This window comes from Dactylosporangium thailandense, assembly GCF_059739745.1.
In genome coordinates this window covers 3,250,046-3,272,809 of record NZ_AP029195.1, presented here as the reverse complement: position 1 = coordinate 3,272,809, position 22,764 = coordinate 3,250,046, and the positions used below count along the sequence as shown (strand labels likewise).

At 71.3% G+C, this 22,764-nt stretch carries 21 protein-coding genes; 17 read left to right on the top strand and 4 right to left on the bottom strand.

All coding sequences use genetic code 11. The features are described 5' to 3' along the window. Positions 1 to 39: 39 nt before the first annotated feature. From AC6JBM_RS14715 to AC6JBM_RS14700, 4 genes are all read left to right on the top strand, one after another. Positions 40 to 570 carry an RNA polymerase sigma factor gene (locus AC6JBM_RS14715; protein ID WP_497984175.1) on the top strand — a complete coding sequence of 177 codons (531 nt, stop codon included), beginning with the start codon at positions 40 to 42 and terminating at the stop codon, positions 568 to 570. Continuing rightward, positions 567 to 1,610 (top strand): hypothetical protein, encoded by a 1,044-nt coding sequence (locus AC6JBM_RS14710; RefSeq protein WP_497984174.1) that lies wholly within the window; start codon positions 567 to 569, stop codon positions 1,608 to 1,610. Before AC6JBM_RS14715 ends, AC6JBM_RS14710 begins: the two co-directional genes overlap by 4 nt. A 165-nt stretch (positions 1,611 to 1,775) precedes the next feature. Further along, the gene (locus tag AC6JBM_RS14705) at positions 1,776 to 2,357 is read left to right on the top strand and encodes a hypothetical protein (protein ID WP_497984173.1); all 582 of its coding nucleotides are present in this window, start codon (positions 1,776 to 1,778) and stop codon (positions 2,355 to 2,357) included. A gap of 149 nt (positions 2,358 to 2,506) precedes the next feature. Further along, positions 2,507 to 3,469, top strand: a complete 963-nt coding sequence (locus AC6JBM_RS14700; RefSeq protein ID WP_497984172.1) for a fibronectin type III domain-containing protein — start codon at positions 2,507 to 2,509, stop codon at positions 3,467 to 3,469. Here AC6JBM_RS14700 and AC6JBM_RS14695 read toward each other — a convergent pair. Next, the gene (locus AC6JBM_RS14695; RefSeq protein WP_497984171.1) at positions 3,456 to 4,058 is read right to left on the bottom strand and encodes a TetR/AcrR family transcriptional regulator; all 603 of its coding nucleotides are present in this window, start codon (positions 4,056 to 4,058) and stop codon (positions 3,456 to 3,458) included. The two genes, AC6JBM_RS14700 and AC6JBM_RS14695, sit on opposite strands and share 14 nt — an antisense overlap. A gap of 83 nt (positions 4,059 to 4,141) precedes the next feature. Between AC6JBM_RS14695 and AC6JBM_RS14690 the strand changes: the two genes are divergently transcribed. The 10 genes from AC6JBM_RS14690 (at position 4,142) to AC6JBM_RS14645 (ending at position 14,712) form a co-directional block, all read left to right on the top strand. Then, positions 4,142 to 5,191 (top strand): NAD(P)-dependent alcohol dehydrogenase, encoded by a 1,050-nt coding sequence (locus tag AC6JBM_RS14690; RefSeq protein WP_497984170.1) that lies wholly within the window; start codon positions 4,142 to 4,144, stop codon positions 5,189 to 5,191. A 184-nt stretch (positions 5,192 to 5,375) separates the two neighbouring features. Then, a complete protein-coding gene (locus AC6JBM_RS14685) occupies positions 5,376 to 5,633 on the top strand; it encodes a hypothetical protein (RefSeq protein ID WP_497984169.1) in 258 nt (85 codons plus the stop codon). A gap of 609 nt (positions 5,634 to 6,242) precedes the next feature. Further along, on the top strand, positions 6,243 to 6,968 hold the full coding sequence (locus AC6JBM_RS14680) for an SDR family oxidoreductase (RefSeq protein ID WP_497984168.1): 726 nt from the start codon (positions 6,243 to 6,245) through the stop codon (positions 6,966 to 6,968). Between the two features lie 387 nt (positions 6,969 to 7,355). Beyond that, complete coding sequence (locus AC6JBM_RS14675; RefSeq protein ID WP_497984167.1) at positions 7,356 to 8,105, top strand: class I SAM-dependent DNA methyltransferase; 750 nt, start codon at positions 7,356 to 7,358, stop codon at positions 8,103 to 8,105. Further along, the gene (locus AC6JBM_RS14670; protein WP_497984166.1) at positions 8,102 to 9,352 is read left to right on the top strand and encodes a PLP-dependent aminotransferase family protein; all 1,251 of its coding nucleotides are present in this window, start codon (positions 8,102 to 8,104) and stop codon (positions 9,350 to 9,352) included. The genes AC6JBM_RS14675 and AC6JBM_RS14670 overlap by 4 nt, the downstream gene beginning before the upstream one ends. Next, positions 9,343 to 10,632, top strand: coding sequence for a PLP-dependent aminotransferase family protein (locus tag AC6JBM_RS14665; protein ID WP_497984165.1), 1,290 nt, complete (start codon positions 9,343 to 9,345; stop codon positions 10,630 to 10,632). Before AC6JBM_RS14670 ends, AC6JBM_RS14665 begins: the two co-directional genes overlap by 10 nt. Beyond that, positions 10,629 to 11,369: a hypothetical protein gene (locus tag AC6JBM_RS14660; RefSeq protein ID WP_497984164.1), complete on the top strand. Its 741-nt coding sequence runs from the start codon at positions 10,629 to 10,631 to the stop codon at positions 11,367 to 11,369. The genes AC6JBM_RS14665 and AC6JBM_RS14660 overlap by 4 nt, the downstream gene beginning before the upstream one ends. Beyond that, positions 11,366 to 12,544 (top strand): glycosyltransferase family 2 protein, encoded by a 1,179-nt coding sequence (locus tag AC6JBM_RS14655; protein WP_497984163.1) that lies wholly within the window; start codon positions 11,366 to 11,368, stop codon positions 12,542 to 12,544. The genes AC6JBM_RS14660 and AC6JBM_RS14655 overlap by 4 nt, the downstream gene beginning before the upstream one ends. After that, positions 12,523 to 13,866 carry a GMC oxidoreductase gene (locus tag AC6JBM_RS14650; RefSeq protein ID WP_497984162.1) on the top strand — a complete coding sequence of 448 codons (1,344 nt, stop codon included), beginning with the start codon at positions 12,523 to 12,525 and terminating at the stop codon, positions 13,864 to 13,866. The genes AC6JBM_RS14655 and AC6JBM_RS14650 overlap by 22 nt, the downstream gene beginning before the upstream one ends. Positions 13,867 to 13,875: 9 nt before the next feature. Continuing rightward, the gene (locus tag AC6JBM_RS14645; protein WP_497984161.1) at positions 13,876 to 14,712 is read left to right on the top strand and encodes a hypothetical protein; all 837 of its coding nucleotides are present in this window, start codon (positions 13,876 to 13,878) and stop codon (positions 14,710 to 14,712) included. A 431-nt stretch (positions 14,713 to 15,143) separates the two neighbouring features. Here the strand turns inward: AC6JBM_RS14645 and AC6JBM_RS14640 are convergent, their stop codons facing one another. Continuing rightward, positions 15,144 to 15,491, bottom strand: a complete 348-nt coding sequence (locus AC6JBM_RS14640; protein WP_497984160.1) for a hypothetical protein — start codon at positions 15,489 to 15,491, stop codon at positions 15,144 to 15,146. 187 nt (positions 15,492 to 15,678) lie between these two features. Between AC6JBM_RS14640 and AC6JBM_RS14635 the strand changes: the two genes are divergently transcribed. Continuing rightward, positions 15,679 to 18,819, top strand: a complete 3,141-nt coding sequence (locus AC6JBM_RS14635; RefSeq protein ID WP_497984159.1) for an AfsR/SARP family transcriptional regulator — start codon at positions 15,679 to 15,681, stop codon at positions 18,817 to 18,819. Between the two features lie 253 nt (positions 18,820 to 19,072). On the opposite strand, the gene AC6JBM_RS14630 is transcribed toward AC6JBM_RS14635, so the two are convergent. Continuing rightward, complete coding sequence (locus AC6JBM_RS14630) at positions 19,073 to 20,002, bottom strand: quinone oxidoreductase family protein (RefSeq protein WP_497984158.1); 930 nt, start codon at positions 20,000 to 20,002, stop codon at positions 19,073 to 19,075. 85 nt (positions 20,003 to 20,087) lie between these two features. On the opposite strand from AC6JBM_RS14630, the gene AC6JBM_RS14625 reads away from it, so the two are divergent. Further along, on the top strand, positions 20,088 to 20,537 hold the full coding sequence (locus AC6JBM_RS14625; protein ID WP_497984157.1) for a MarR family winged helix-turn-helix transcriptional regulator: 450 nt from the start codon (positions 20,088 to 20,090) through the stop codon (positions 20,535 to 20,537). 199 nt (positions 20,538 to 20,736) lie between these two features. Here the strand turns inward: AC6JBM_RS14625 and AC6JBM_RS14620 are convergent, their stop codons facing one another. Further along, positions 20,737 to 21,642, bottom strand: a complete 906-nt coding sequence (locus AC6JBM_RS14620) for a LysR family transcriptional regulator (RefSeq protein ID WP_497984156.1) — start codon at positions 21,640 to 21,642, stop codon at positions 20,737 to 20,739. A gap of 73 nt (positions 21,643 to 21,715) precedes the next feature. Between AC6JBM_RS14620 and AC6JBM_RS14615 the strand changes: the two genes are divergently transcribed. Continuing rightward, on the top strand, positions 21,716 to 22,687 hold the full coding sequence (locus AC6JBM_RS14615; RefSeq protein WP_497984155.1) for a DMT family transporter: 972 nt from the start codon (positions 21,716 to 21,718) through the stop codon (positions 22,685 to 22,687). Positions 22,688 to 22,764 lie beyond the last annotated feature (77 nt).

Sequence of the window (22,764 nt, the reverse complement as noted above, 5' to 3'; positions counted from 1 at the left end):
GGGCCCGGGGTGCGGGCAGTCATCGGTATGTTGCACTACATGGCCGACCCGCGGGAGGGGCCGCCCGACGTGGCGGACCTCTTCGACCGGTACGGCGCCGAGCTGCGGCACTACTGCGCGGGCCGGGTCGGGGGCACGCTGGCCGAGGACATCGTCGCCGAGACGTTCCTCATCGCGTTCCAGCGCCGCGACAAGCTGCTCGACGGCCCGGTGCGGGCGTGGCTCTACGGCATCGCGTCGAACCTGCTGCGCCGGCACCGCCGCACCGAGACCCGCGCGCTGCGGATGCTCGCCCGGACCGGTCACGATCCATTGGTACCGGACGTTGCCGACCGCGCCGTCGACCGCGCGCACGCCTCGGCGGTGAGCCGGGAGATGGCCGCGGTGCTCGCCCGGCTCCCGGCCCGCCAGCGCGACGTCCTGCTCCTGTACGCCCTGGCCGACCTCGACTACGACACCATCGCGCGCACGCTCGGCATCCCGCTCGGGTCCGTGCAGTCGGCACTGTTCCGCGCGCGGACGAAGCTGCGCGCCGCCCTGGCCGCCGCGAACTCCGAGGGGGAGCTGTGAGCACCGACGACCGGTCCGACCTGAACGCGGTGCGCGCGCTCGCCTCGCCGCGCACGGCCACAACGTTCGAGGAGCTGACCCGGCTGCGGTACCGGGTCCTGCACGGCGACGCCCCACGCACCCGCCGCCGGGCCTGGCTCGCGCCACTCTCCGCGGCCGCCGTCGCCCCACGCACCCGCCGCCGGGCCTGGCTCGCGCCGGTCGCCGCGGCCGTCGTCGCGCTCGCGGTGCTCGCGGGCGTCGGCGTGGCCCTGAACCGCGGCGAGCCCCAGGGACCCGGCCTCGCCCCGGCGCCGTCGGGCACCCTGGAGCTGGGCGCCACGATCGACCCGCGGGCCGGCTGGGACGACCTGGTGCGCGCGGCCGGCGAGACCGAGCCGCTCGCGGCCGGCGGCCAGGACCAGCTGCACGTGCGCATGACCATGCTGGTGCCCTCCGGCGGCGGCAGCCCCGAACTCGTCCCGCAGGTGCGCGACACCTGGTACGAGGTGCGGGGCATGATCCCGGTCCGCGACCTGTTCGACGGGCGACCGGCCGGGCCGGGGCCGAACGGCGAGGACGAGACCGGGCTCGAACGGCGGAACTTCGCCGAGGCCGGGCCGGGCGTGGTCCACCCCACGCCCGAATGGCTGGCCGGGCTGTCGCCGGATCCGTCGGCGCTGCTGGAGCAGCTCGGTTCCGGCGAGTCCGCGGACGCCCTGTGGAGCACCTGCACGTCCCTGCTCCTGCGGGTCGATCCCCTGCTCCCGAGCGGCGTGCGCGTCGCGCTGCTGCGGCTGCTCGACCGGATCGACACGCTCGTGCTGCAGGAGGTGACGGTCGGTGGGCAGCGCATGATCGGCGCCGGCCTGCCGACCGGCCAGAGCCTGGCGATGGTGCTGTTCGACCCGCGCACGGCGCACGTCACCGGCTGGGCCCACCTGACGCGGGGCGGCTACGGCCCGTCATCGTCGCCGGGCGTGCGGGACACGCGGCCGTCGCCACGGAGTGTGCGGGTCGACGATCAGCGGCTGTACGCGTACGAAATCGTGCAGCGCTGATCCGTGGTGAGGTTCGACGGCGCCGTTGCCGGGGCGCCACCCAGCGTCAAGGTTCGCCCCGCGCAACATCCGGCATCTGTCGGACTTCCCCGCCCGGCCGTACCCTTGGGCTCAGATATCGATGCTATCCAATAGAGCTTCACAGGGAGGAGCGGGGGAATGTCCATGCCTCAGCGAGGCCGCCGATGGTCCGGCGTCGCCGCGGCGGCCGCGGCGGTGTGCCTGGCGGCCGTGTTCGGTGGCGGCCCGGCCGCGTCGGCGTTCAGCCCGGCGTCGCGCGCCGGCAGCTGCGCCAGCCCCGGGCAGAAGCTGGCCAACCCCGGCTTCGAGCTCGGCACTGTTGCCTGGACCGGCGGCGCCGGCGTGATCGGGCAGTGGGCCCAGGAGCCGGCCTTCTCGGGCAACTACAACGCGTTCCTGGACGGCTGGGGCACCGTGCACACCGACACCCTCAGCCAGACCGTGACCCTGCCGGCCGGGTGCTCCGTCGCCACGCTGCGCTTCTGGCTGCACATCGACACGTACGAGTTGACCACCGTCAACGCCTACGACAAGCTGACCGTACAGGTCAACACGACCACGCTGGCGACCTACAGCAACCTGAACAAGGCCGCCGGCTACGCCCTGAAGACCTTCGACCTGGCCGCGTTCGCCGGGCAGACGGTCACCGTCCGGTTCACCGGCACCGAGGACAGCTCGCTGCAGACGTCGTTCGCCGTCGACGAGACCGCCCTGTTCGTCTCCTGAGTCGCTACCCCGAAGCCAGCCATGTGAAATTTACGCGGCGGACGGTTCGGCTCACGCCGCGGACCACACGGTCACCTACCGCTGGATAGACATGAGCCTATAGGTGTCTGACGATGGAATTTCCGCCGGGTACTCCGAAGGGTGCCGCCGTGAAACGTTTCCTGACCGTCTCCGTCGCCGTCGTCATCGCCCTGACGCTCGCCCCCGCACCGGCCCACGCGGACACACCGGTGACAGCGCCCTCGCAACTGGAAGCCGTCCACGTCTCCGACACCGGCGCCGACCTGTGGTGGAACCGCAACGGCGCGGCCGCCTACGACGTCGCCGAGGTGCTCGCCGGCGGCCAGTGGTCCGAATACCGCCGGAACCTGACCGGTGCGCTCGCGCTGACCGGACTGACCCCGGGCGCCACCTACACGTTCCGGGTCTACTCCGTCCCGAAGCCGGGCCTGGATCTCGCCAACAGCGAGCCGTCGGCACCGGTCACCTTCACAACCCTGCCCGGGCCGGACACCCAGCCGCCCAGCACCCCGACGGCGCCCACGTTCAGCGCGGTCACGCCCACCTCCTTCACGGTCTCGTGGGCGGCCGCTACCGACAACGTCCAGGTCACCGGCTACCAGCTCCAGCGGCTGTTCGGCACGACCTGGGCCACGGTCGCCACGGTCGCGCCCGGGTCGCGCACCTACGCCTTCACCGGACAGACCCCGGCAACGGCCTATACCTTCGCCGTGATCGCCGTCGACGCCCGCAACAACCAGTCCGCGCGCTCCCCCGCCGCCACCGTGACGACGCCGGGCGCCCTCACCTGCCAGGTCGCGATCAGCACCTCGCTTCCCACGATCGCGGTGACCGTCCTGGTGCAGAACACGACGCCGGACCCGGTGACCTCCTGGTCGGTCCGGTTCACCCTGCCACTGACGATCAGCATCACCGGCGCCTACAACGCCACCGCGACCCGGGTGGGGACGGCCGCCACCCTCACCCCGGGGCCCGGACTCACCACGATCGCCCCGGCCGGCGGCGTCGCGGTGGTGAGCGTCGGCCTCTACACCGTCACGCCGTACACGCCACCCAGCAACTTCAGCGTCAACGGCATCACCTGCCGGTGAGCTCCCAGCCGCGGCGTCCCGGTCTTCCTGTACGGAGTCCGGTGAGGTGGATGCGGACGAAGCGGCGCCAGGCGGTGTCGTCTCCGTCGGGCGAGGCGGCGACGACTCCTCGGAGCGCGACGATGAGTGCCTTGATGTCGTCTCCGGTCACGCCGGGCGCGAGGCTTCCCGCGTCGACCGCCTTCCGCGTGAGCTGCCGGACCTTGTCCGCCGTCTGCGCCCTGACGTCGTCGCCGGTGACCCGGTCGGTCAGGGCGGCGGCATAGCGCCGGTTCTCGGCGGTGAAGGCTCCGGCGAAATCGAGGAACCGCTCGAGCCCGGCGCCGGGGTCGGGATCCGCGAGGGCGGCCGCGGCGGCTTGGTCCATTTCCTCGATGAACAGTTGCGCGATGGCGTCGAGCAGTGCGTCTTTGCTCGCGAACCGCCGGTAGATCGTGCCGACGCCCAGGCCCGCGCGCAACGCGATCGACTCCATGCTCGCCTGGGGCCCCTGCTCGGCGAAGACCGCACGGGCGGCGTTGATCAGGATCTCGTCGTTGCGCAGAGCGTCCCGGCGGGGCGCACGGGACGGGTTCGAGCTCGAGGCCATGTGGTCAGCCTATCAAAACGGAATACTCCTTCACCTTAGTGCTATGGTGAATCCATATTCCGTTTCGACCCCAGGGGCTGCTCATGCGGACGACCACCGGCTGGCAGAGTCTCGACCCGGCCACCAACGCCCTGACCCGCGTCACCATCGAACGGCGCGACCTGCGCCCGGACGACATCGCCGTGCGCATCGACTACTGCGGCGTCTGCCACAGCGACCTGCACCGCATCCACGGCATGCTCGGCGAGCAGAACCTCGTGCCCGGCCACGAGGCGACCGGCGTCGTGGCCGCGATCGGCCCCGCGGTCACCGGGTTCGCCGTCGGCGAGCGGGTCGCGATCGGCACGATCATCGACGCTTGCGGTGAATGCGCCATGTGTACGGCCGGGCAGGAGAACTACTGCCACAACCGCCCGACCACCACGTACGGCGGGATTGACCGCATCGACGGCACCCCGACCAGGGGCGCCTACAGCCGCGAGTACGTCCTGCGCGAGAAGTTCGCCTTCCACCTGCCCGCCGGCCTCGACCCGGCCGCCGCGGCGCCGCTGATGTGTGCCGGTGTCAGCGTCTGGGAGCCGCTGCGCGCAGCGGGCGTCGGCCGGGGCACCCGCGTCGCCATTGCCGGTCTTGGCGGGCTGGGCCACCTGGCCGTCAAGCTCGCCGCCGCGCTGGGTGCGGAGGTCACGGTCCTGAGCCGCAGCGCGTACAAGGAGCAGGACGCCAAGGACCTCGGAGCGACAGGGCTGCTCGTCACGACGGACGACGCCCAGGTCGCCGCCGCGCGGGGCCGCTTCGACTTCATCCTCGACACCATCTCCGCCGACCACGACCTCTCGCCGCTGATCGGCATGCTCGACCTCGACGGCACCCTGTGCGTGCTCGGCAACCCCCTGCTCGCCGGGCCGAAACTCTGGGAGCTCGGCGCCGGCCGCAAGAAGATCACCTCCTCGGGCACCGGCGGCCTGCGGCAGACCATCGAGGTGCTCGGTTTCTGCGCCGAGCATGCCATCACCGCCGATGTCGAGATCCTTCCCTCGAGCGCCGTCGAGACGGCCCTGGACCGCCTTGCCGCAGGCGATGTGCATTACCGCTTCGTGCTGGACATGTCGGACCTCGACGCAACCGCCTGACCACGCGCTCGACGATGCGCGCAACCGCACCACCCGGTGAGGGGGTGAGGCGATGGGGGACAGCCGGTATGCCCGGGTGCGGAAACCCGCAGCCGGAGAGTCCCGCTGGCGTCGACGTCCCGTAACACCGTCCGAGCGAGTGTGGACCTAGACCTTCCACACCCCCTTTGAGCAGGTGATTACCATGACTACTCGCCAGGTCGACCCGGTGCTGAGCATGGCTCTGTTCGTCTCCGACGCCTCGAAGACCAGCGACCTGGACGACGCCATGGTCCGCGAAACTGTTGATCGCACGCTCGAGCAGCTCGGGCCGGACGAGTGCTACGCCCGGGCCGCCGAAGTGTTCGGCGACCGCTCCGACGTCGCTCTCGGCCGGATCCAGTGGGCGCGGGCCCTGTGCGCCCGCGCGTTCGCGCCCGCGCTCGCCGGCGCGGCTGCCTGACGCTCCGGAGCGACATCTGATCCGAACCGACAGCGCCGGCACCGCCGGCGCTGTCGGCGTGACCGGGGTCAGGGCCGGCGCAGCCCCGGTGTCGTGCCGCTGACGGCGGCGACCCGGCCGCCGGCGAGCTGGAGCAGTGAGACCGGCACGCCGGGAGCTTGCGCGATCGCCGGCCAGTGGGCTACCGACCCACCGGGCCGTAGCCGCCTGAAGGCTGCGGCGCATCGCCGAACAGTCGTCCTGCATGCCCCGCACGCCGCGGAAACCCATCGCGATGGCGAACTGCTCGGTGGCGTGCGCCGGGCCACCCCATTGGACCAGCCCCTTGCAGAGGTTGGTCGCTAAACCACCTACCGGAGACCTCTTCAGCTATCGATCACCGCCACACCGCAACATCGACCCGTTACGAAACACTGGCTAGACGATCGTCGGCTTGGGTTTCGCCGTGGCCCTGTGGGTAGGTCTCGACATATTCGGTCAGCCTGTCGTGCCGAGTGTTGAGCGTTCGGGTTGGTGACGTTGCGGACCGCAAGGTGCGGTCCGACCTGACACGAGTTCCTGCGACGGGAGGTCGACGAGATGACTGCGGCTAAGCAGGAGAAAGGTGCGGTGATCGTCACCGGCGCGAGCCGGGGCATCGGCGCCGCGATCGCCGAGAAGCTGGCCGAGGACGGGTACGGCGTGGCGGTCAACTACTCGGCGGACGCGGCCGGCGCCGAATCGGTCGTCTCCACCATCCGTGGCCGCGGCGGCCGGGCCATCGCCGTACGCGCGGACGTGGCGGCACCGGATGCGGTCGCGGACCTGTTCGAACGCGCCCAGCGCGAGCTGGGGCCGCTGGCCGCACTGGTCAACAACGCCGGAACAATCGGCGAGCAGGCCCGCATCGACGAGCAGAAGGCGGACGAGCTGACCCGGCTGATGCAGATCAATATCGTGGGCCCGATGGTGTGCGCCAAGTACGCGGTGCGAGCGATGTCGACCGCGCACGGCGGCAACGGCGGATCCATCGTCAACATCGCCTCGGTCGCCGCCCGGGCCCTCCCCGGCGCACAAGGACTTGCGCCGTACCAGGCCACGAAGGGCGCAATGGTGACGTTCAGCCGTGGCCTGTCGAACGAGGTTGCCCCTGAAGGGATTCGCGTCAACAGTGTCTCGCCAGGCGTCATCGAGACGGACATGGCGGGGGCCTCAGGAATGACGGAGGCCGGCGCGAGCAGCCCGCTCGGCCGCGTAGGCCGGCCCGACGAGATCGCCGATGCCGTGTCGTGGCTCGTCTCGCCGGCGGCGTCGTACGTCACCGGCACCGACATCACCGTGTCTGGCGGGCGATGACCTGTACAGGTTCTCTGGTTCAACCTCCCGGCCACGAACCGTGCAGACGAACAAACAGGCACCGCAATCACGGTCGGCGATCGGCATAGCTCGATATGTGGTGGTGGCGAACGCCGGCGTGACCAGCGCGACGGCGGCGACGACGCCGAGCGCCACCGCCGAGCCGAGTGCTCCTGCTCTCATCTGGTGATCTCCTACCGAGTGCGATCTCGGCGCCGGGGGTGGCGCCTACCCGGCAGGCGTGCCATGCCGCGCCATGACGGGGAATCACCTGACCGTACGTACCGATCTCCTCCCCCATGGTCACGGTCACAGGGGGATGAACGGCATCACCGGCCACCTTTATGGGCGATCTGCGGCATCGGCGGCCCTGACTAATCTAGGGCGATGCCGCCCCGCAGAATCGATGCCGACGAATGCAGGTACGACGGCGACACCTACGCTGACGTGTACGACGACTGGTACGACAGCCAGCTGGACACCGCAGCGGCGGTCGCGTTCCTGAAGGATCTCGCACCGTCCGGCCGGGCACTGGAACTCGGCGTCGGCACCGGCCGGATCGCCGTCCCGCTCGCCGCCGAAGGCCTGGACGTGACCGGCGTCGACACCTCGCCGCTGATGCTGAAACGCTTGACGGATAAGGGCGGCACCGTCACCGGCGTACAGGCCGACATGGCGTGCGTCGACCTGCCCGGCGGCTTCGACCTGATCTACGTGGCGTTCTCCTCGCTGTTCCTGCTCGACTCCCAGGATGCGCAGGTCGCGTGCTTCGCCCGGATGGCGCGGCTGCTCTCGCCGGGCGGCCGGGTGGTCGTCGAGGCGTTCGTACCGGACGCCACCCGTTACCGGCAGGACCAGAACGTGTCCCTGGAGAACATGACCGCCGGCTCGGTCCGGTTCGAGCTTGCCGAGCACGATCCGGTCGAGCAGGTGATCCGGGCGACTCGGGTGCACATCGGTGACAGCGGCATCCGGCTCTTCCCGTACCGGTTGCGCTACGCCACGCCGTCCGAGCTGGACCTGATGGCCCGGCTATGCGGGCTGCGGCTTGCCGGGCGTGTCGGCGGCTACGACCGGCGCCCCTTCACCCGGGACAGCCGTTCCCACGTGTCCGTGTACCGGTCGGACGACGCATGAACGAACTCGACGACCTCCTCGCCGCCGTCGACCGGGACGCCGCACGCGACCGGCACACCCTGTGGTTGACCGCGAACGAGGGCCTGATGTCCCGCAGCGCCGCCCGCTACCTGGACTCCGACTTCGCCAACCGGTACTTCAGCGGCGGCGGCGACGAGGACGCCGTGGTCACCAACCCGTACACGCCGTTCATGTCGCGGGGCCGTCCCGGCCTAGCCCGGCTGGTCGCCACCGCTGGATGGCGCGCGGCCCGAATGCTGGACGCCGCCGCCGTCAACCTCGACTGCCTGTCCGGTATCCACGCCATGACCTGTGCCATCCTCGCGCTCACCGATCCCGGCGACACGGTGATGTCGCTGGAGGTCGGCGACGGCGGCCACTACGCCACCCAGCACATCGTCCGCCGGTGCGGGCGGCGCTGGGTCCCCGCCCCCGTCGATCCCGGGACCTGGCTGGTGGACACCGGACGGCTGCGCGCCGACGGGGTGCGCCTGCTCTACCTCGACGGGTCGTATGAGCTGCGCCCGCAGGACGTACGGGCGATCCGGCGCGCGCTGGGCCCCGACGTGCGGCTCGTCTACGACATCAGCCACAGCCTGGGACTGGTGATGGGTGGCGCGCTGCCCAGCCCGCTCTCCCTCGGCGCCGACGCGGTCTGCGGCAACACGCACAAGACACTGCCCGGACCGCATCGCGGCCTCATCGCGTACCGGGAAAAAGATCTGGCGGTCCACGCCGACGGGATCATCGGTGGTGGTCTCTACTCCAGCAACCATCCGGTGACCCTGGCGGCCCTGTGCGTCACAATCCTGGAGATCGACCGCTGGGGAAAGGCCCTGGCACGGCAGACCGTCGCGAACGCCCGGCATCTCGCGGCCGCGCTAGCCGACCGCGGCTGGCCGGTGCGGCAGACCGGACCCGGCACGCACACCGACACCCACCAGGTACACGTGCTGTCCGAGAGCCTCGGCGAACACCGCCTGCTCTACGGACGGTTCTCCGCCTCGAACATCGCGCTCGGCTTCGACAACTGCCTGGGCCGGCGGACGTTCATCCGCCTCGGCACCCAGGAGGTGACCCGGCGCGGCATGACCGGGCAGCACCTGGACGCTATCGCGGACCTGCTGTTCGCGGCCGGAACCGGGCGGGACGTCTCCGCCGAGGTGGCCCGGATCGCGTTGGGACACCAGCGGGTCCACTTCTCCTTCGACTGTTCTCCCGATCAGGAGTGCGCGCAATGTCAATGACCGAAGACCGGATCCGGGACCGTACCACCGCCATCGCGCGCCATCTGAACGGCATCGCGGCCATGGACCGGGAAGCCGCCAAGTTCCTGCACCTGACCGCCAACGAGAGCCTGCTGTCCCGGACCGCCCGCCGCGGCCTCACCCTGCCACTGGCCGACCACTACTTCATGGGCGGCGGCGACGACCTCGGCATCGTGGACTTCCGCCCGTTCACGTTCCGCGGCCTGCCCGCCGTCGGTGACCTGGTGGACGCCGCGTCCGACGCGCTGCGCACGCTCCTGCACGCCGCCGACGTGAACCTCAAATGCCTTTCCGGGGTACACACGATGATGTGCGCGATCCTGTCGCTGACCGAGCCCGGCGACGGCGTGATGACTGTCGACATCGGACACGGCGGCCACTTCGCCACCCCCGTCATCGTGCAGCGGACCGGACGGCGGCACTTGAGCACGAGGTACCGATTGGACGATCTGCGCTTCGACGCCGAACGGATCGCCGAAGACTTCCACCGGGCCGGGGCGAAGGCGCTGTATCTGGACGTGTCCTACTACCTGAACCCGCACAACCTGCGGCAGATCCGCGCCGCGCTCGGCGACGAGGCGGTCATCATCTACGACGCCAGCCACACACTCGGCCTGATCATGGGGGGCCTGTTCCAGGCGCCGCTGACGGAGGGCGCCGACGTGCTGGTCGGCAACACCCACAAGACCCTGCCCGGACCGCAGAAGGGCCTGATTGCGTTCCGCGACCCGGAAATGGCGCAGCGGGCCACCACCATCATCAACAACGGGCTGGTGTCCAGTGTGCACACCGGGAGCATGGTCGCCCTCGCGATCACCATCCTGGAGATGGAGGCGTACGGCCGGGCCTACGCCAGGCAGATCGTCGCCAACTCCAACGCTCTCGGCGCGGCCCTGGAGGATGAGGGCTGGACGCTGCGCCGGGCCAACACCGGACGGGTGTCGGAGAACCACCAGGTGCACCTGCTGATGGGCGATCAGGGCGAACGCTACCGCACGCTGTACGCGGGCCTGGTGGACAACCTGATATCGCTCAACTTCGACAGCACCCTCGGTGCCGGCGTGTACGCGCGGCTCGGCACCCAGCGGATCACCCGCGCCGGCATGGGCCCGGACGAGATGCGTCAGGTCGGCGCACTGCTGAGCCGGGCGCTGCGCGGCGACGACGTACGCTGCCGGGTCGCCGAGTTGAACGCCGGATTTCCCCGCGTCGCCTACTCCTTCGACGACCTCGCCGAGGTACAAGGGTGGCTCGGATGAGCGTGCTGACCGACCACGGCATCGTCGACGCGGGCGACCCCCTGCTGCACGAGAGCGGCGCACCGCTCGACCCGGACGCCTTCTTCGACGGATCGGCCCGTTTGCTGCGCCGCGTCGGAGACCATGTGCGGGACGTCGTGATTCCATCGTTGTGCGGGCGGAACGGGCGGTGGCATCCGACCGGCTTCATGGTGTACCCGTTGGGTGCGCATCCGGTCTTCGGCACGTTGCGGCTGCACATCTGGCCGGCCGGGACACGGCGGCGGGTCATCCAGGGGCGCGGCGATCTCGGGCCGATCCACGACGGTGACATCCACGACCACGCGTGGAACATCACCTCGCTGGTGCTCACCGAATACCACGACAACATCTACTCCGTCGGCGCGGCGACGGGCGTCGCGTCCGATGAGGAGCTGTTCCGGCGGTTCTCGGTCGCCTACCGGCCCGGCAGCTACCAGTCGTTGGTCACCGACGGCAGTCAGGTTCTCGCGCGGGCGGTCGAGCACCGGGTGGTCGGCGGCGGGGAGATACACACCATCCGGGCCGGGGTGTTCCACGCGCCGGTGGTGCCCCTCGACGTGACCGGTGCGACGCTCGTGCTCAGCTCCCCGCGCGTGCAGGCCACCGGACCGAATGTGCTGATCGGCGGCGTCGGCGACGCGGTGATGGGTGCGCGGACGCCGGTCACCGTCCGGGACGCGCAGGCGGCTCGGGATCAACTGATGAGTGCCGCATGACCGCAGTGCAGGTGCTGCGATCCGGTTCGCCGCGCGTGCCGTGGTTGACCGGGCTGCGGTTCGACGACGCCGTGCTGCCGGCCGGATCCGCTTCGGTCACCGTGCTGTGTTGTCTCGACGGGCCGTTCGATCCGGTGCTGCTGCGGGAGTGCCGGCGGGTGCTGGACGACCGGGGTGTGGCGTTCTTCGGGTCCACAGTGGACCCGGCAGCGCTTTCCGATGCCGGTTTCTGCGACCGGTACGTCGCCCCGGCGCCGGCCGCGCTCACGTCCGAGCGGCAGGTGCTGATCACGCACGCCGGTCCACGCCTTCCCGCGCCTCCTGCCGTTGCGCGTTCCGTCACGTCCAACGCGCCGGCGCAACGCACCACGATGGTCATTCCGGTACGCAACGAGCGGCGCAACCTGCCGACGTTCTTCGCGTTCCTGGAGAACGCCACCAACGAGCTGGACTCCACCCGGGAGTTCGTGGTCGTGGTCAACGGGTGCACCGACGGCTCCGAGGAGGTGGCCCGGGACCTGGCCGCCGAGTCCACTCTGGACGTACGGGTCGTGACGTCGCCGCCAGGGATCGTCGCGGCCTTCCGGACCGGCATTTCGCAGTCCACAATGGACGGCTTCGTCGGCAAGCTGGACGCGGACGTCATCGTGCACCCGCGCCTGCTCGACGCGCTCGAATCGCACCTGGTCGCCGACGACCGGCTGTGGGTGACCCACGCCGAGCCTCTGCCGGCCGACTCGTTCAGCCGGTTCAGCGAACCCGACCACCGCGCGGAGAGCGCCAGCCCACGGCGCTACTTCAACGGCAAGGCCAGCCTCTACCGCGGCAACCCGTTTCAGTGGAAGGACGTGGACGGCTTCGCCGCGCGGCTACGCGCCGAGGACGTGTTCTTCTCCTTCTACCTGACCTGGTTCGCCGGACTCGACGCGATCGGCCTGGCACCGGGTGCGTACGTGTACCAGAAGACCATCCGCGACCTGCCCGACCTGGTCCGGATGCTGTCCCGGACCAGGTCGGAGATCGGCCGGCTGGTCCGGGCGTTCCCCGGTTTCGCGCTGCTCAACCCGGTGTTCGACCAGAAGGTGTTCAGCCCGGCCTGGGCCGAACTGCTCGCCGAGGCCGCCGCACTGACCGAGGACACCGAGGAATGGCTGTGGCTCGAATCGACGAAGTAGACCTGCTGGTCGTGGGAACTGGACCGGTCGGGTGCGCGATCGCGCGTACCGTGCGCACCCTGGCGCCCGGCGTACGGATCCTGCTGGTGGACGCCGGTACGGCGGGGACCGGCCAGCACCGGGACAACGTGGAACCGCCCGGGCCGCCGGAGCCGCCCGTCTTCGACACCGGCCAACACGCGACGGGTGCCGAGCCGAGACCGGCCACCAGCCCGGTATTCGGCCCGGACAGCGACCTGCCCGGATACGCGCAGGCCACCCGATCGGGCGGGCTGGGAACCACGTGGACCTGCGCCACCCCGACACCCGACGGGACCGAACGCGAACCGGCCATCCCGGCACCGGAGTGGGCGGCCGCACTGGCGGAGGCGCGGCGGCTGCTGCGGGTTCGGCCCGACTCGTGGCCGCGGGTCGACGGGCTGCTGGACGCACTGCGGGCCGGGTACCCGGATCTGCCGCCCGACCGGGGTGTTGCGATGATGCCCACCGCGATGACCCGCACCGGTGACCGTCCACACTGGACCGGACCGGCGGACATCCTCGGCGACGTGAAGTCGTTCGAGATCTGGTCGTCGACCACATGCCGGCGCCTGATCCTGCGAGCCGGACGTGTGGTGGCCGTGCACCTCAACGACACCGAGATCCGGGTGGGTGCGGTGGCGGTAGCGGCGGACGCGGTGCGCACACCCCAGTTGCTCTGGGACTCCGGGATCCGCCCCGCCGCGCTGGGCCGATACGCCGCCGACCACCTGCAGTTGCTCGCCGCCGTCGCCTGGCCGGGCAGCCGGGTGCCCGCGCGCTGGGGCCGGGACCGCACCGCGGCAATGCTCTGGGTGCCGTACAGCGACCGCCACCCGTACCACGGCCAGGTCATGCTGTTCGACCAGAGAGCCGAGGACGACGCGATGGTGGTAGGCCTGAGCTGGCTCGTCCCGCCGGTGATCGACGCGGGCAACCACCTCACGTTCGACCCCCCGCACGTCACCTACCCGCTGAGCGACGAGGATCACCGCCGGGTTCGCGGGGCCACCGACGACATCCGCCGTGCCATGGTGGCCCTCGGCGATCGGGTCCTGCCCGGTGGCGAACCCCGGCTGTTGCCCCGCGGATCGTCGCTGCACCTGACCGGGACGGTACGGATGGGTGGCCGCCCGGACGGGACCAGCGTCTGTGACCCGCACGGCCGGGTATGGGGCGTGCCGAATCTATTCGTGGCCGGCAACGGGGTGCTGTCCGCCTCGACCGCCGGCAACCCCACCCTGACCAGCGTCGCCCTGGCGCTGCGATCCGCGGCCGCGACGGTGCGCAGCCTGAAGCCCTGAAGGACGGACATGTCCACCAACCCTGTCTTCTCCTGCCTGCGACCCGGATCGGAACTGCACCGGACGTACTTCGCCGGCTCCCTGGGCGGGTACGCGGACCGCCTGCTGCGTGCCCTGTCCGGCACCGACGAACCGTCGGCCGTCGCGGACCTGCGGCAGGCGGCGAAACTGTCCGGCCCGGCCGGTGTCTACGACGGCCTGGCGATGCTGCAGGCCGCGCTGATGCCGGAACCGGAACGGCTCGCCTGGGGCCGGTACATGTCCCCGTACTCCCTCGCCACGGCCATCGCAGCGCACGTGCCGTCGGGCGGCGCGGTGGTGGATCCGGCCGCCGGCATGGGCGCCCTCCTGGCCGCCACGCGCGGCGGATCCGGGCTGGAGAAGAGCCCCGACCTGGTGCGCTGCGGCCGTTTGGCGCAACGCCTGTGCCCCGACGACGCCCCGTTCCGGCTCGACGAGGGCGACGCGTTCGACCCGTCTGAGGGACCCCGCGCCGACACCCTGGTGGCCAACCCGCCATGGGTACTGCGTGCGGAGCTGTCGCCGCAGGCCCTGCACCGCCTGGCGGCCCAGCCCCGGTACGCCGACCTTCTCCGGCACGAACGGTTCGACGTGTGCGTGCCTCTTCTGGTCGAGGCGGTGTGCACCCGCCTGAAGCCGGGCGGCCGGTTCGCCGCAGCCCTCCCGGTGTCCATCGCCACCGAACGCATCTGGACCCGCTTCCGCAACGGCGACTTGTTCCAGCGGTGCGGCGCCGCGGTGTCGCTCGGGTTCGTCGACCCGCCGGATCCGAGCGCCTTCCCGATCCAGTTCACACTATGCGTCGGTCAGGTGTCCGCAGACTGACGCCAGCGGCACCACCCCGGCCGCCACCGTGGTGTCGATCGGGTCGACCGGGCACTACAAGGTCCTGTTCCCCGGAGCCGGTACCCCGGCGGCGTGGTCCACGTGAGGTTGTCGCGGGTGTGGCCGGCCTCGGCGAGGAATCCAGCTGGGCGACGGCCACTGGATCGGGCACGGCCGGGCGACGGATGGCCAGTTCGTCGATCACGACGTGGTAGGTGGGCCGCCGAGGCGTTGGACCAATGGCCACCGCGCCGCGGTTACACGCCGGCTGGTGGCGGACTTCCACACGTCCGCCACCAGCCGGATCGGCGACACCTACCGCCGGGTCAAGGTCGCCTCACCCTGGGCTGGGTGGAGCGGGCCGCCGTCGATGTCCGACGCGCGGCGCCAGTGGTCCGAGGTAGGCGTTGCGGAGTAGCCACTCGGTGCTGTTACCACCAGCCGCTGCAGCTGGTGTTGCATGCACGCAGCAGAAGCTTGCGCACGTCGGTGTAGCTGCCGCTGCCGGTGCCGCCCCGACCCGTCAGGTTGTAGACCAGGCCGTCCTGGCTGGCCTGGACGTACACACGGGACGATGCGCTGTTCACCGAGAGCGTGCCGTAGTACAGGCCGTCGCCGTCGGGGTCGTTCCAGCTCTTGCACACAGAGGCCGTACCGCCGCCGCCGGCGTACAGTGTCGTGCAGCCGCTGGCCGCGTGGGCCGCAGTGGCCGGCACCGCGACCGAGATGCCAGCCACGGCGGCCGCGACGGCCAGGGACTTGACCAGTTTTCCAGGCATTGTTCCTCCCGATTCTCGACGCGGGCATCCGCGTCCAGACACGTCGCGCCGGCTCGATGGCCGCAATCGCGTAGCGCTCCCGATGGCTGAGACGGCTGTCAACGTGTCGACATCAAGAGGATGGAATGCCGGTATAGAGTTAATGCTTAACGAATTCCTAATTGTCGATGGGCGGCCCGGTAGCAGCATGATCGATACGCCGACGGAGATTCGTTTGCTGGGGCCGGTGGAGATCCACGTCCAGGCACGGGTCCTGCCCATCGGCCCTCCTCAGCAGAGACTGGTGCTGGCCGCGCTGGCGCTGGACGCCGGCCGCACGGTACAGGTGGAGAGCCTGATCGACCGGGTCTGGGACGAGGTCCCCAACGGAGCGCGCCGGACGCTGCACGTGCTCATCGCTCGCCTGCGCCGCATCCTCCAGCACGGCGACACGGTGGTCGCGCCAATCGTGCACCGTTCCGGTGGATATGTCCTTGACATCGATCCGCGTCTAGTCGACATACTCCGCTTCCGCAACCTCGTGGAGCGCGCCAACGAGCCGGACTGCTCACCCCGCGACGAAGTCCAGTTGTTGCGCGAGGCCCGGCAGTTATGGCGTGGAGATCCGCTTGCGGATCTGTCCGGAAGATGGGCGTTCGGTATCCGCGACACCTGGTTGCAGCACCATGTGGCCGCCGTAACGGCCTGGGCCCGGGCCGAGGTGGCGGCCGCCAACCCGGCCGCCGTCATCAGCCCGCTCGTGGAGCTGACAGCCGCCTATCCGCTCGTCGAGTCCTTGGCCGAGGTTCTGATGCGGGCGCTGTTCGCCGTCGGCCGCACTGCCGATGCGCTGGACCGTTACCTGGCGACCCGGCAGCGCCTCGCCGACGAGCTCGGCGTCGACCCGGGGCCCGATCTGGAGGGGACCTACCGGGCGATCCTCCGCGGCGATCTGGAGGTCCGGTCAACCCGGACGCCCGCGTCCCAAACGGCAGCACCGCGGCGGGTAGTGCCGGCGCAGTTGCCCGCCGATGTGGCAGGGTTCTCCGGCCGCATCGAAGAGCTCGGCCAGATCGATGCCGTTCTGGCCCACGCCGGCGCGCCGGACTGGGACAGGTATCCGACGGCCGTGCCCATCCTGGTGATCTCCGGCACGGCGGGGGTAGGCAAGACCGCCCTGGCCATCCGGTGGGCGCACCGGGTCGGTGACCGGTTCCCCGACGGTCAGCTGTATCTGAACCTGCGCGGATACGACCCCGATCAGCCGATGACCGCAGCCGACGCGCTGGTCCGGTGCCTGGCCGCGCTCGGGATACCCAACGCCGAGATCCCGGTGGACCTGGAGGACTGCGCGTCGCGGTACCGCACCGAGATCGCCGGCCGCCGTATGCTGATCGTGCTGGACAACGCCTCGTCCGTCGAGCAGGTGCGGCCGCTGCTGCCCGGCACCGGCTCCTGCGCGGTGCTGGTCACCAGCCGTGACAGCCTCGCCGGCCTGGTCGCCGTGCATGGCGCCCGCCGGCTCGACCTGGAGCTGCTGCCGCACTCCGACGCGATCGCCCTACTCCGGCGCCTGATCGGGGCTCGTGTCGACGCGGCCCCGGCGGCGGCCGCCGTTCTCGCGGACCAGTGCGTCCGGCTGCCGCTCGCCCTGCGCATCGCCGCCGAGCTCGCCGTCCTGCACTCTGCCACACCACTGGCCGACCTTGTCGCCGAGCTGGCGGACCGGCAGCAGCGCCTGGACCTGTTGGACGCCGGTGGCGACCCGCGCGCCGCGGTGGCTGCGGTCTTCTCCTGGTCGTTCCAGCATCTGCCGCCGGCAGCGGCCCGCGCCTTCCCGCTGCTGGGCCTGCATCCCGGCCCCGACCTCGATGTCTACGCAGCGGCCGCCCTCGCCGGCACGACCCTGGCGCAGGCACGCCGTATCCTCGGCGTGCTGGCCCGTGCCAACCTCGTGCGTACCACCAACGCCGGCCGGTACGGCATGCACGATCTGTTGCGCGCCTACGCCACCAGCCTGGCCACCGCGGACGCCGCCGCCGAGGAACCGCAGAGTTCGCTCGGCCGACTGTTCGACTATTACCTCGCCGCGGCGGCGTCCGCGATGGACGTGCTCAACCCCGCCGAAACGCATCGCCGCCCCCGAATTCCACCGCCCGCTACGCCCACCCCCGAGTTCGCCGATTCGGACATGGCCCGCAAGTGGCTGGACGGCGAGCGGTTCACCCTCGCCTCGGTCACGGCCTACACTGCTGCCCACGGGTGGCCGGACCATACCGTACGGCTGTCCAACACCCTGTTCCGCTATCTCGACAACGGCTACTACACCGATGCGCTAGTCATCCACCGGCACGCCAACGGCGTGGCGGAGCGTAACGGCGATCACGTCGCGCAGGCCCAGGCGCTGCTCAATCTCGGCGTGACGGAGGCACGGCTGGCTCGCTATGCAGCGGCGGCCGACCACCTCAGACGATCGATCCTGCTGCACCGTCAGGCCGGCGATCTGATCGGAGAGGGCCGGGCGTTGAGCAATCTCGGCAGTGTCGAGCAACGGCTTGGTCGCTACCAGGCGACCGTCGAGCACAACGAACAGGCTCTGGCGCTGTTCCGAAAAGCCGGCGACGTGATCGGCGAAGCTCGCGCGCTCGACAACCTGGGCTTCACCGAACGACTGCTGGGCCGCTACGAGGAAGCCAGCGCGTACCACGGCCGTGCCTTGGCGCTGTTTCGCGAGGCCGGCGACGTGATCGGCGAAGCCGCCTCACGGGACAACCTCGGCACCGCGCAGCAGCTCCTAGGCCGCTACGAAGCCGCCGAGGAACAGTTCAGTCACACACTTGCGCTGTACCGCGGACTGAACAATCCCCGCGGCCAGGCCTGGGCAAAGCACAGCCTCGGCGATCTCCATACCCGCCTGGGCCGGGCCGATGAGGCCGCCGAGCATCACCGGCAGGCCCTGGCCCTCTTCCGTGAGATCGGTGAACGGGACGGCGAGGTGTGGGCGCTCAACGGCCTCGGGGAGGCCGTCCACAACGCCGGCCGACCGTCCGAGGCCCTCGTTCACCACCGCAACGCCCTGTCCATCTCGACCGAGACCGGCGCGCGGGACCAGCAGGCCCGAGCCCACCGCGGTCTCGCCCGCGCCCACCACACACTCAGCGACACCACCCGTGCACAGGAACACTTCGCAGCGGCTCTCGCCCTCTACACCGATCTCGACATGCCCGAAGCGAACAACGTACGCACAGATCTCGCCGCCCTGGCCGCGCGTAGCCCCTTGACGTCTCCGTCCGGGCCTGGAGGTCCCTCCGCCCCGGCGACCGCATCGCGTTCGCGACCCCGCCACTGACCGAGTTCCGCCTCGCCGCGGGGCATCCTGCTGCCAACGGACATCACCCAGCGGCTCGCCGGGGCGGGGACGGCGCGCAAGGCCCGTCCGGGCGCAGCGGGCGTCAAGCCGGCCGCCGCAGCAGTGCGCGCATGACGCCGGCCGGCGGGTGTGCACCGACGAAGACGTGCCTGCGCCCGGGCCGCCGGTCCCAGACGTGGGTGCGCCTGCCCGCCGGCTGGCGGATCGTGCACACCCACGCCTCCCGCGAGCGTCAGGGCACGAACACGACCCGGTCCGGCGTTCCGGCGGCGGTCCACGCCGGCCCGATCTCGGCCAGCGGCACGGCCCGGGCCCGGACCTCGATCGCGCCCTCGGTCACCGCGGTGGCCAGGGCCGGCAGCTCGGCGACGATGTCGCGAGCCGGGACCGAGCCGATGCCGCTGCCGACGATCTGCAGCCGGGCCGAGCGCAGCGCCGCGGACGGGATGGCCGCGCTCTGGCCGGCGACCGAGCCGATCTGCACCCACGTCAGCGGCGCGCTCCGGTCGCCCCGGGCGGTGAGCATCGGGATCAGGGCGGCGGCTGTCGGCTCGCCCCACACGTAGTCCAGGACGACGTCGACGTCGGCGGCGCGCTCGAGCTCGTCGAAGGTGACGGTCGCGTCCGCGCCGAGGGCGCTCAGCGCGGCCAGGCGGACCGGGTCGCGCCCGGCCGCGACGACCTCGGCCGCGCCGGACAGCTTGGCGATCTGCACCGCCATCCGCCCGGCGTTGCCGGTGGCCCCGAGCACCAGGACCCGTTGCCCGGCGGTGAAGCCGATGCGGCGGCGCAGGGCGATCCAGGAGGACATGGCCGGGTTCATCGCGGCGGCGATGCGCACCGGGTCGACGCCGTCGGGCAGGACGACGCTGCGGCGCGGGTCGATGAGCGTGCGCTCGGCGAACGTGCCCAGGACGGTGTCGTCGAGCACCGCGTAGCGCAGGTTGCCCTCGCCGTCACGCACGACGCCGTCGACGCCGGGGACCAGCGGGAAGCGCCCGGCGCTGGAGTAGTGCGCGCCGGTCGCCCGGGATCGGGTCAGGTGGTGCAGGCCGGCCGCGAGGACCTCGACCGGCAGCTCGCCGTCGCGGCCGGCGCCCGGGTCGGGGTGCTCGCGGTAGACCGGGACGGCGTCGGGGGACGTGAGGACGGCGGCGCGCATGGAACCCTCCAAGGCAGATGGTTTGCATTACCAATATTCTCTCATGATGGTTGGTACTGCCAATCATGTCAACTAGGATGGCCGCATGACATCCGACGACGACGCGCTCATCGACGGCCTGGTCCGCAGCGCCTTCCAGGTGATGGGCGCGCTGACCCGCATCGGGGCCGAGCACGACCTGTCGCTGACCCAGCTGCGAGTGCTGGGCATCCTGCGCGACCGCCGGGCCCGGATGACGGAGCTGGCCGCGCACCTCGGCCTGGACAAGTCGACGCTGTCCGGCCTCGTCGACCGGGCCGAGCGCCGCGGCCTGCTGGCGCGCGGCCGCAACCCCGGCGACGGCCGCGTGGTCGACGTCTTCATGACCCCGGCCGGCCACGAGCTGGCCGAGCGCGTCGAGGAGCAGCTCCGCCGCGCCCTGGCCCCCGCCATCGAGCGGCTCGACCGCGGCCGGCGCGACGACCTCGCCGGCCTGATCGAGCCGCTCGTCACCCCGCCGCTGCCGGTCGAGGTCCGCCCGGCCCCGCGGCGCTGACCATGACGGCGTCATACGGGGCGGCACTGAGCGCCGCCGCTACCTCTGGACCGGCGCCAGGACTGTCGGCCCTGCCGCGGACTGCCGCGGACGAGGGCGGCCCCCCGTCGCGGTCATGAGCGGCGCGTCAAGAAGTCGCCGGTGACCTCTCCCTTTGCGGGTCCGCACACGGCGCCTCGCGGTCGATCGATCACGCGGTTCAGCTGAGGCCGTACGCCTGCGTCTGAACGGCTTCCAGGAAGGCGGTCAGGGCGGGCGTCCGGGGGCCGTCGCGGGTGACGGTGAACAGGCGGCGGCGGAGGTCCGTCTCGGCGATAGGGCGCACGGCGATCGCCGCGTCGTCGCGCGGGATGGTCAGCGGCGGCAGCAATGCGACGGCGCCGGTGGCGCGGACGAGTTCCAGTTGGACGTCCGCGTCGCTGGAGCGGTGGCGGAGGTCCGGCTCGTACCCGCCGAGCGCGCGGCACGTGCCGACCACCATCGCATGGTGGCCCGTGCCTTCGGCGGACGCGGTCCAGACGTCGGCGCGCAGGGCGGCCACCGGGACCGAGGTTGAGGCAACGGCCAGGGGGTGGGCGGCGGGCAGGACCAGTCGGAGCGGCTCCTCGTACAGCACCTCGAAGCGCAGGCCCTCGGCTCGGGGGCGGGGGTGGCCGTCGTACTCGTCGCCGATCACCAGATCGACCGTGCCCAGGCGGAGGCCGGGCAGCGACTGCTCCAGTTCCAGCTCGAAGATCTCCACGCGCAGCCGCGGGTGCTCGGCCTGCATCCGGGCCACGGCCGGGATGAGCAGCCGGCGGGCCGCGGACTGCAGGCCGCCCGCGCGGACCGTGCCGCGGACCTCGCCGCTCAGCGCCGCCAGGTCGGCCGTCGCCGCCTCGGCCGCGGCCAGCAGCAGGCGGGCGTGGCCGGCGAGCAGGCGGCCGGCGTCGGTGAGGCGCACGCCGCGGCCGGCCTTCTCGAACAGCCGCGTGCCGGTCTCCTTCTCGAGCAGGGTCAGCTGCTGGGAGACCGCGGAAGGGCTGTAGCCGAGCGCCGCGGCGACCGCGCCCAGCGTGCCGCGCTCCTCGAACTCGCGGAGCAACCGGAGACGGCGAAGGTCCATGCAGAAAATCTAACGAATCAGCTCCACGAATCGTCACTGGACCCGATGAGTATGGTGGCCCATGCTCGACGCCGTGGGACCCGCACTGTGTCTGCTCTCCGCCGCGTGCTTCGGCGCGATGGCCATCTTCGGCAAGTTCGCCTACGCCGCCGGGGTCACCCCGGCCACGGCACTGCTGGTCCGCTTCACCATGGCCGCGGGGATTCTGGCGGTACTCCTGGTGCTGCGCCCCACCCTCCGCCGCACAGGCCGGGCGCTGCGCCGCCGCGCCGTGCTCATCGCCCTCGGCCTCGGCGCCGTCGGCTACGCGGCGCAGGCCGGGTTCTACTTCGCCGCACTGGAGGTGATGGATGCGGCGCCGCTGTCCCTGATCCTGTACACGTACCCGGTGCTCGTCACGGTCGGCGCGGTACTGCTGGGAAGGGACCGCCTGACGTCCAGGCGCACGGCCGCGCTCGTGGCGGCGTCCGGCGGCACGCTGCTCGTGCTGCTCGGCGCCGCCGGCGGCGGTTTCCGGCCCCTCGGCGCACTGCTGGGCCTGGGCTCGGCGATCACCTACACGGTGTACATCCTCGTCGCCGACACCGTCGTGGACGAGCTGCCGCCCGTGCTGCTCACCACGCTCGTGATGACCGGCGCGGCCGGCACCTTCGGCGTGCGGGCGCTGCTCACCGGGGACCTGGGCCTCGGCTTCCGGCCGGTGGGATGGTGGTGGCTGGGCTGCATCGCGGTCGTGTCCACCGTCATGGCGGTGCTCGCGTTCTTCGCGGGCCTGCGCCGGACCGGCCCGTCGACGGCGGCGATCCTCTCGACGTTCGAGCCGGTGGTGACCGCGGCCCTGGCGGCCGTCGTGCTCGGCGAGTCGCTGACGCCTGCCCAGCTCGCCGGCGGCGGCCTTGTGCTGGCCTCGGCCGTGGTCCTGCAGATGGGTCAGACCATGAGATCGGCGTCGGGCACGGTCGCCGTCCCGGCCCCGACGAGCACGACGACACCGGTCTCGTCGCCCATCTCCAGGTCCTCGTCCGTCCAGCGCAGCGGCAGGTAGCCACCGAGGGCGACGTGACTGACCACTGAGCCGTTCCGCGGCATTCAAGTGCGTGCTCATCCAGGACCTCGACTCGG

Bases quoted from the DNA above. Each gene is read 5' to 3' on its own strand.
- AC6JBM_RS14715 (WP_497984175.1), top strand. From the start codon at position 40: ATGGCCGACCCGCGGGAGGGGCCGCCCGACGTGGCGGACCTCTTCGAC.
- AC6JBM_RS14705 (WP_497984173.1), top strand. From the start codon at position 1,776: ATGCCTCAGCGAGGCCGCCGATGGTCCGGCGTCGCCGCGGCGGCCGCG.
- AC6JBM_RS14695 (WP_497984171.1), bottom strand. From the start codon at position 4,058: ATGGCCTCGAGCTCGAACCCGTCCCGTGCGCCCCGCCGGGACGCTCTG.
- AC6JBM_RS14690 (WP_497984170.1), top strand. From the start codon at position 4,142: ATGCGGACGACCACCGGCTGGCAGAGTCTCGACCCGGCCACCAACGCC.
- AC6JBM_RS14685 (WP_497984169.1), top strand. From the start codon at position 5,376: ATGACTACTCGCCAGGTCGACCCGGTGCTGAGCATGGCTCTGTTCGTC.
- AC6JBM_RS14675 (WP_497984167.1), top strand. From the start codon at position 7,356: ATGCCGCCCCGCAGAATCGATGCCGACGAATGCAGGTACGACGGCGAC.
- AC6JBM_RS14670 (WP_497984166.1), top strand. From the start codon at position 8,102: ATGAACGAACTCGACGACCTCCTCGCCGCCGTCGACCGGGACGCCGCA.
- AC6JBM_RS14665 (WP_497984165.1), top strand. From the start codon at position 9,343: ATGTCAATGACCGAAGACCGGATCCGGGACCGTACCACCGCCATCGCG.
- AC6JBM_RS14660 (WP_497984164.1), top strand. From the start codon at position 10,629: ATGAGCGTGCTGACCGACCACGGCATCGTCGACGCGGGCGACCCCCTG.
- AC6JBM_RS14655 (WP_497984163.1), top strand. From the start codon at position 11,366: ATGACCGCAGTGCAGGTGCTGCGATCCGGTTCGCCGCGCGTGCCGTGG.
- AC6JBM_RS14645 (WP_497984161.1), top strand. From the start codon at position 13,876: ATGTCCACCAACCCTGTCTTCTCCTGCCTGCGACCCGGATCGGAACTG.
- AC6JBM_RS14640 (WP_497984160.1), bottom strand. From the start codon at position 15,491: ATGCCTGGAAAACTGGTCAAGTCCCTGGCCGTCGCGGCCGCCGTGGCT.
- AC6JBM_RS14635 (WP_497984159.1), top strand. From the start codon at position 15,679: ATGATCGATACGCCGACGGAGATTCGTTTGCTGGGGCCGGTGGAGATC.
- AC6JBM_RS14630 (WP_497984158.1), bottom strand. From the start codon at position 20,002: ATGCGCGCCGCCGTCCTCACGTCCCCCGACGCCGTCCCGGTCTACCGC.
- AC6JBM_RS14625 (WP_497984157.1), top strand. From the start codon at position 20,088: ATGACATCCGACGACGACGCGCTCATCGACGGCCTGGTCCGCAGCGCC.
- AC6JBM_RS14620 (WP_497984156.1), bottom strand. From the start codon at position 21,642: ATGGACCTTCGCCGTCTCCGGTTGCTCCGCGAGTTCGAGGAGCGCGGC.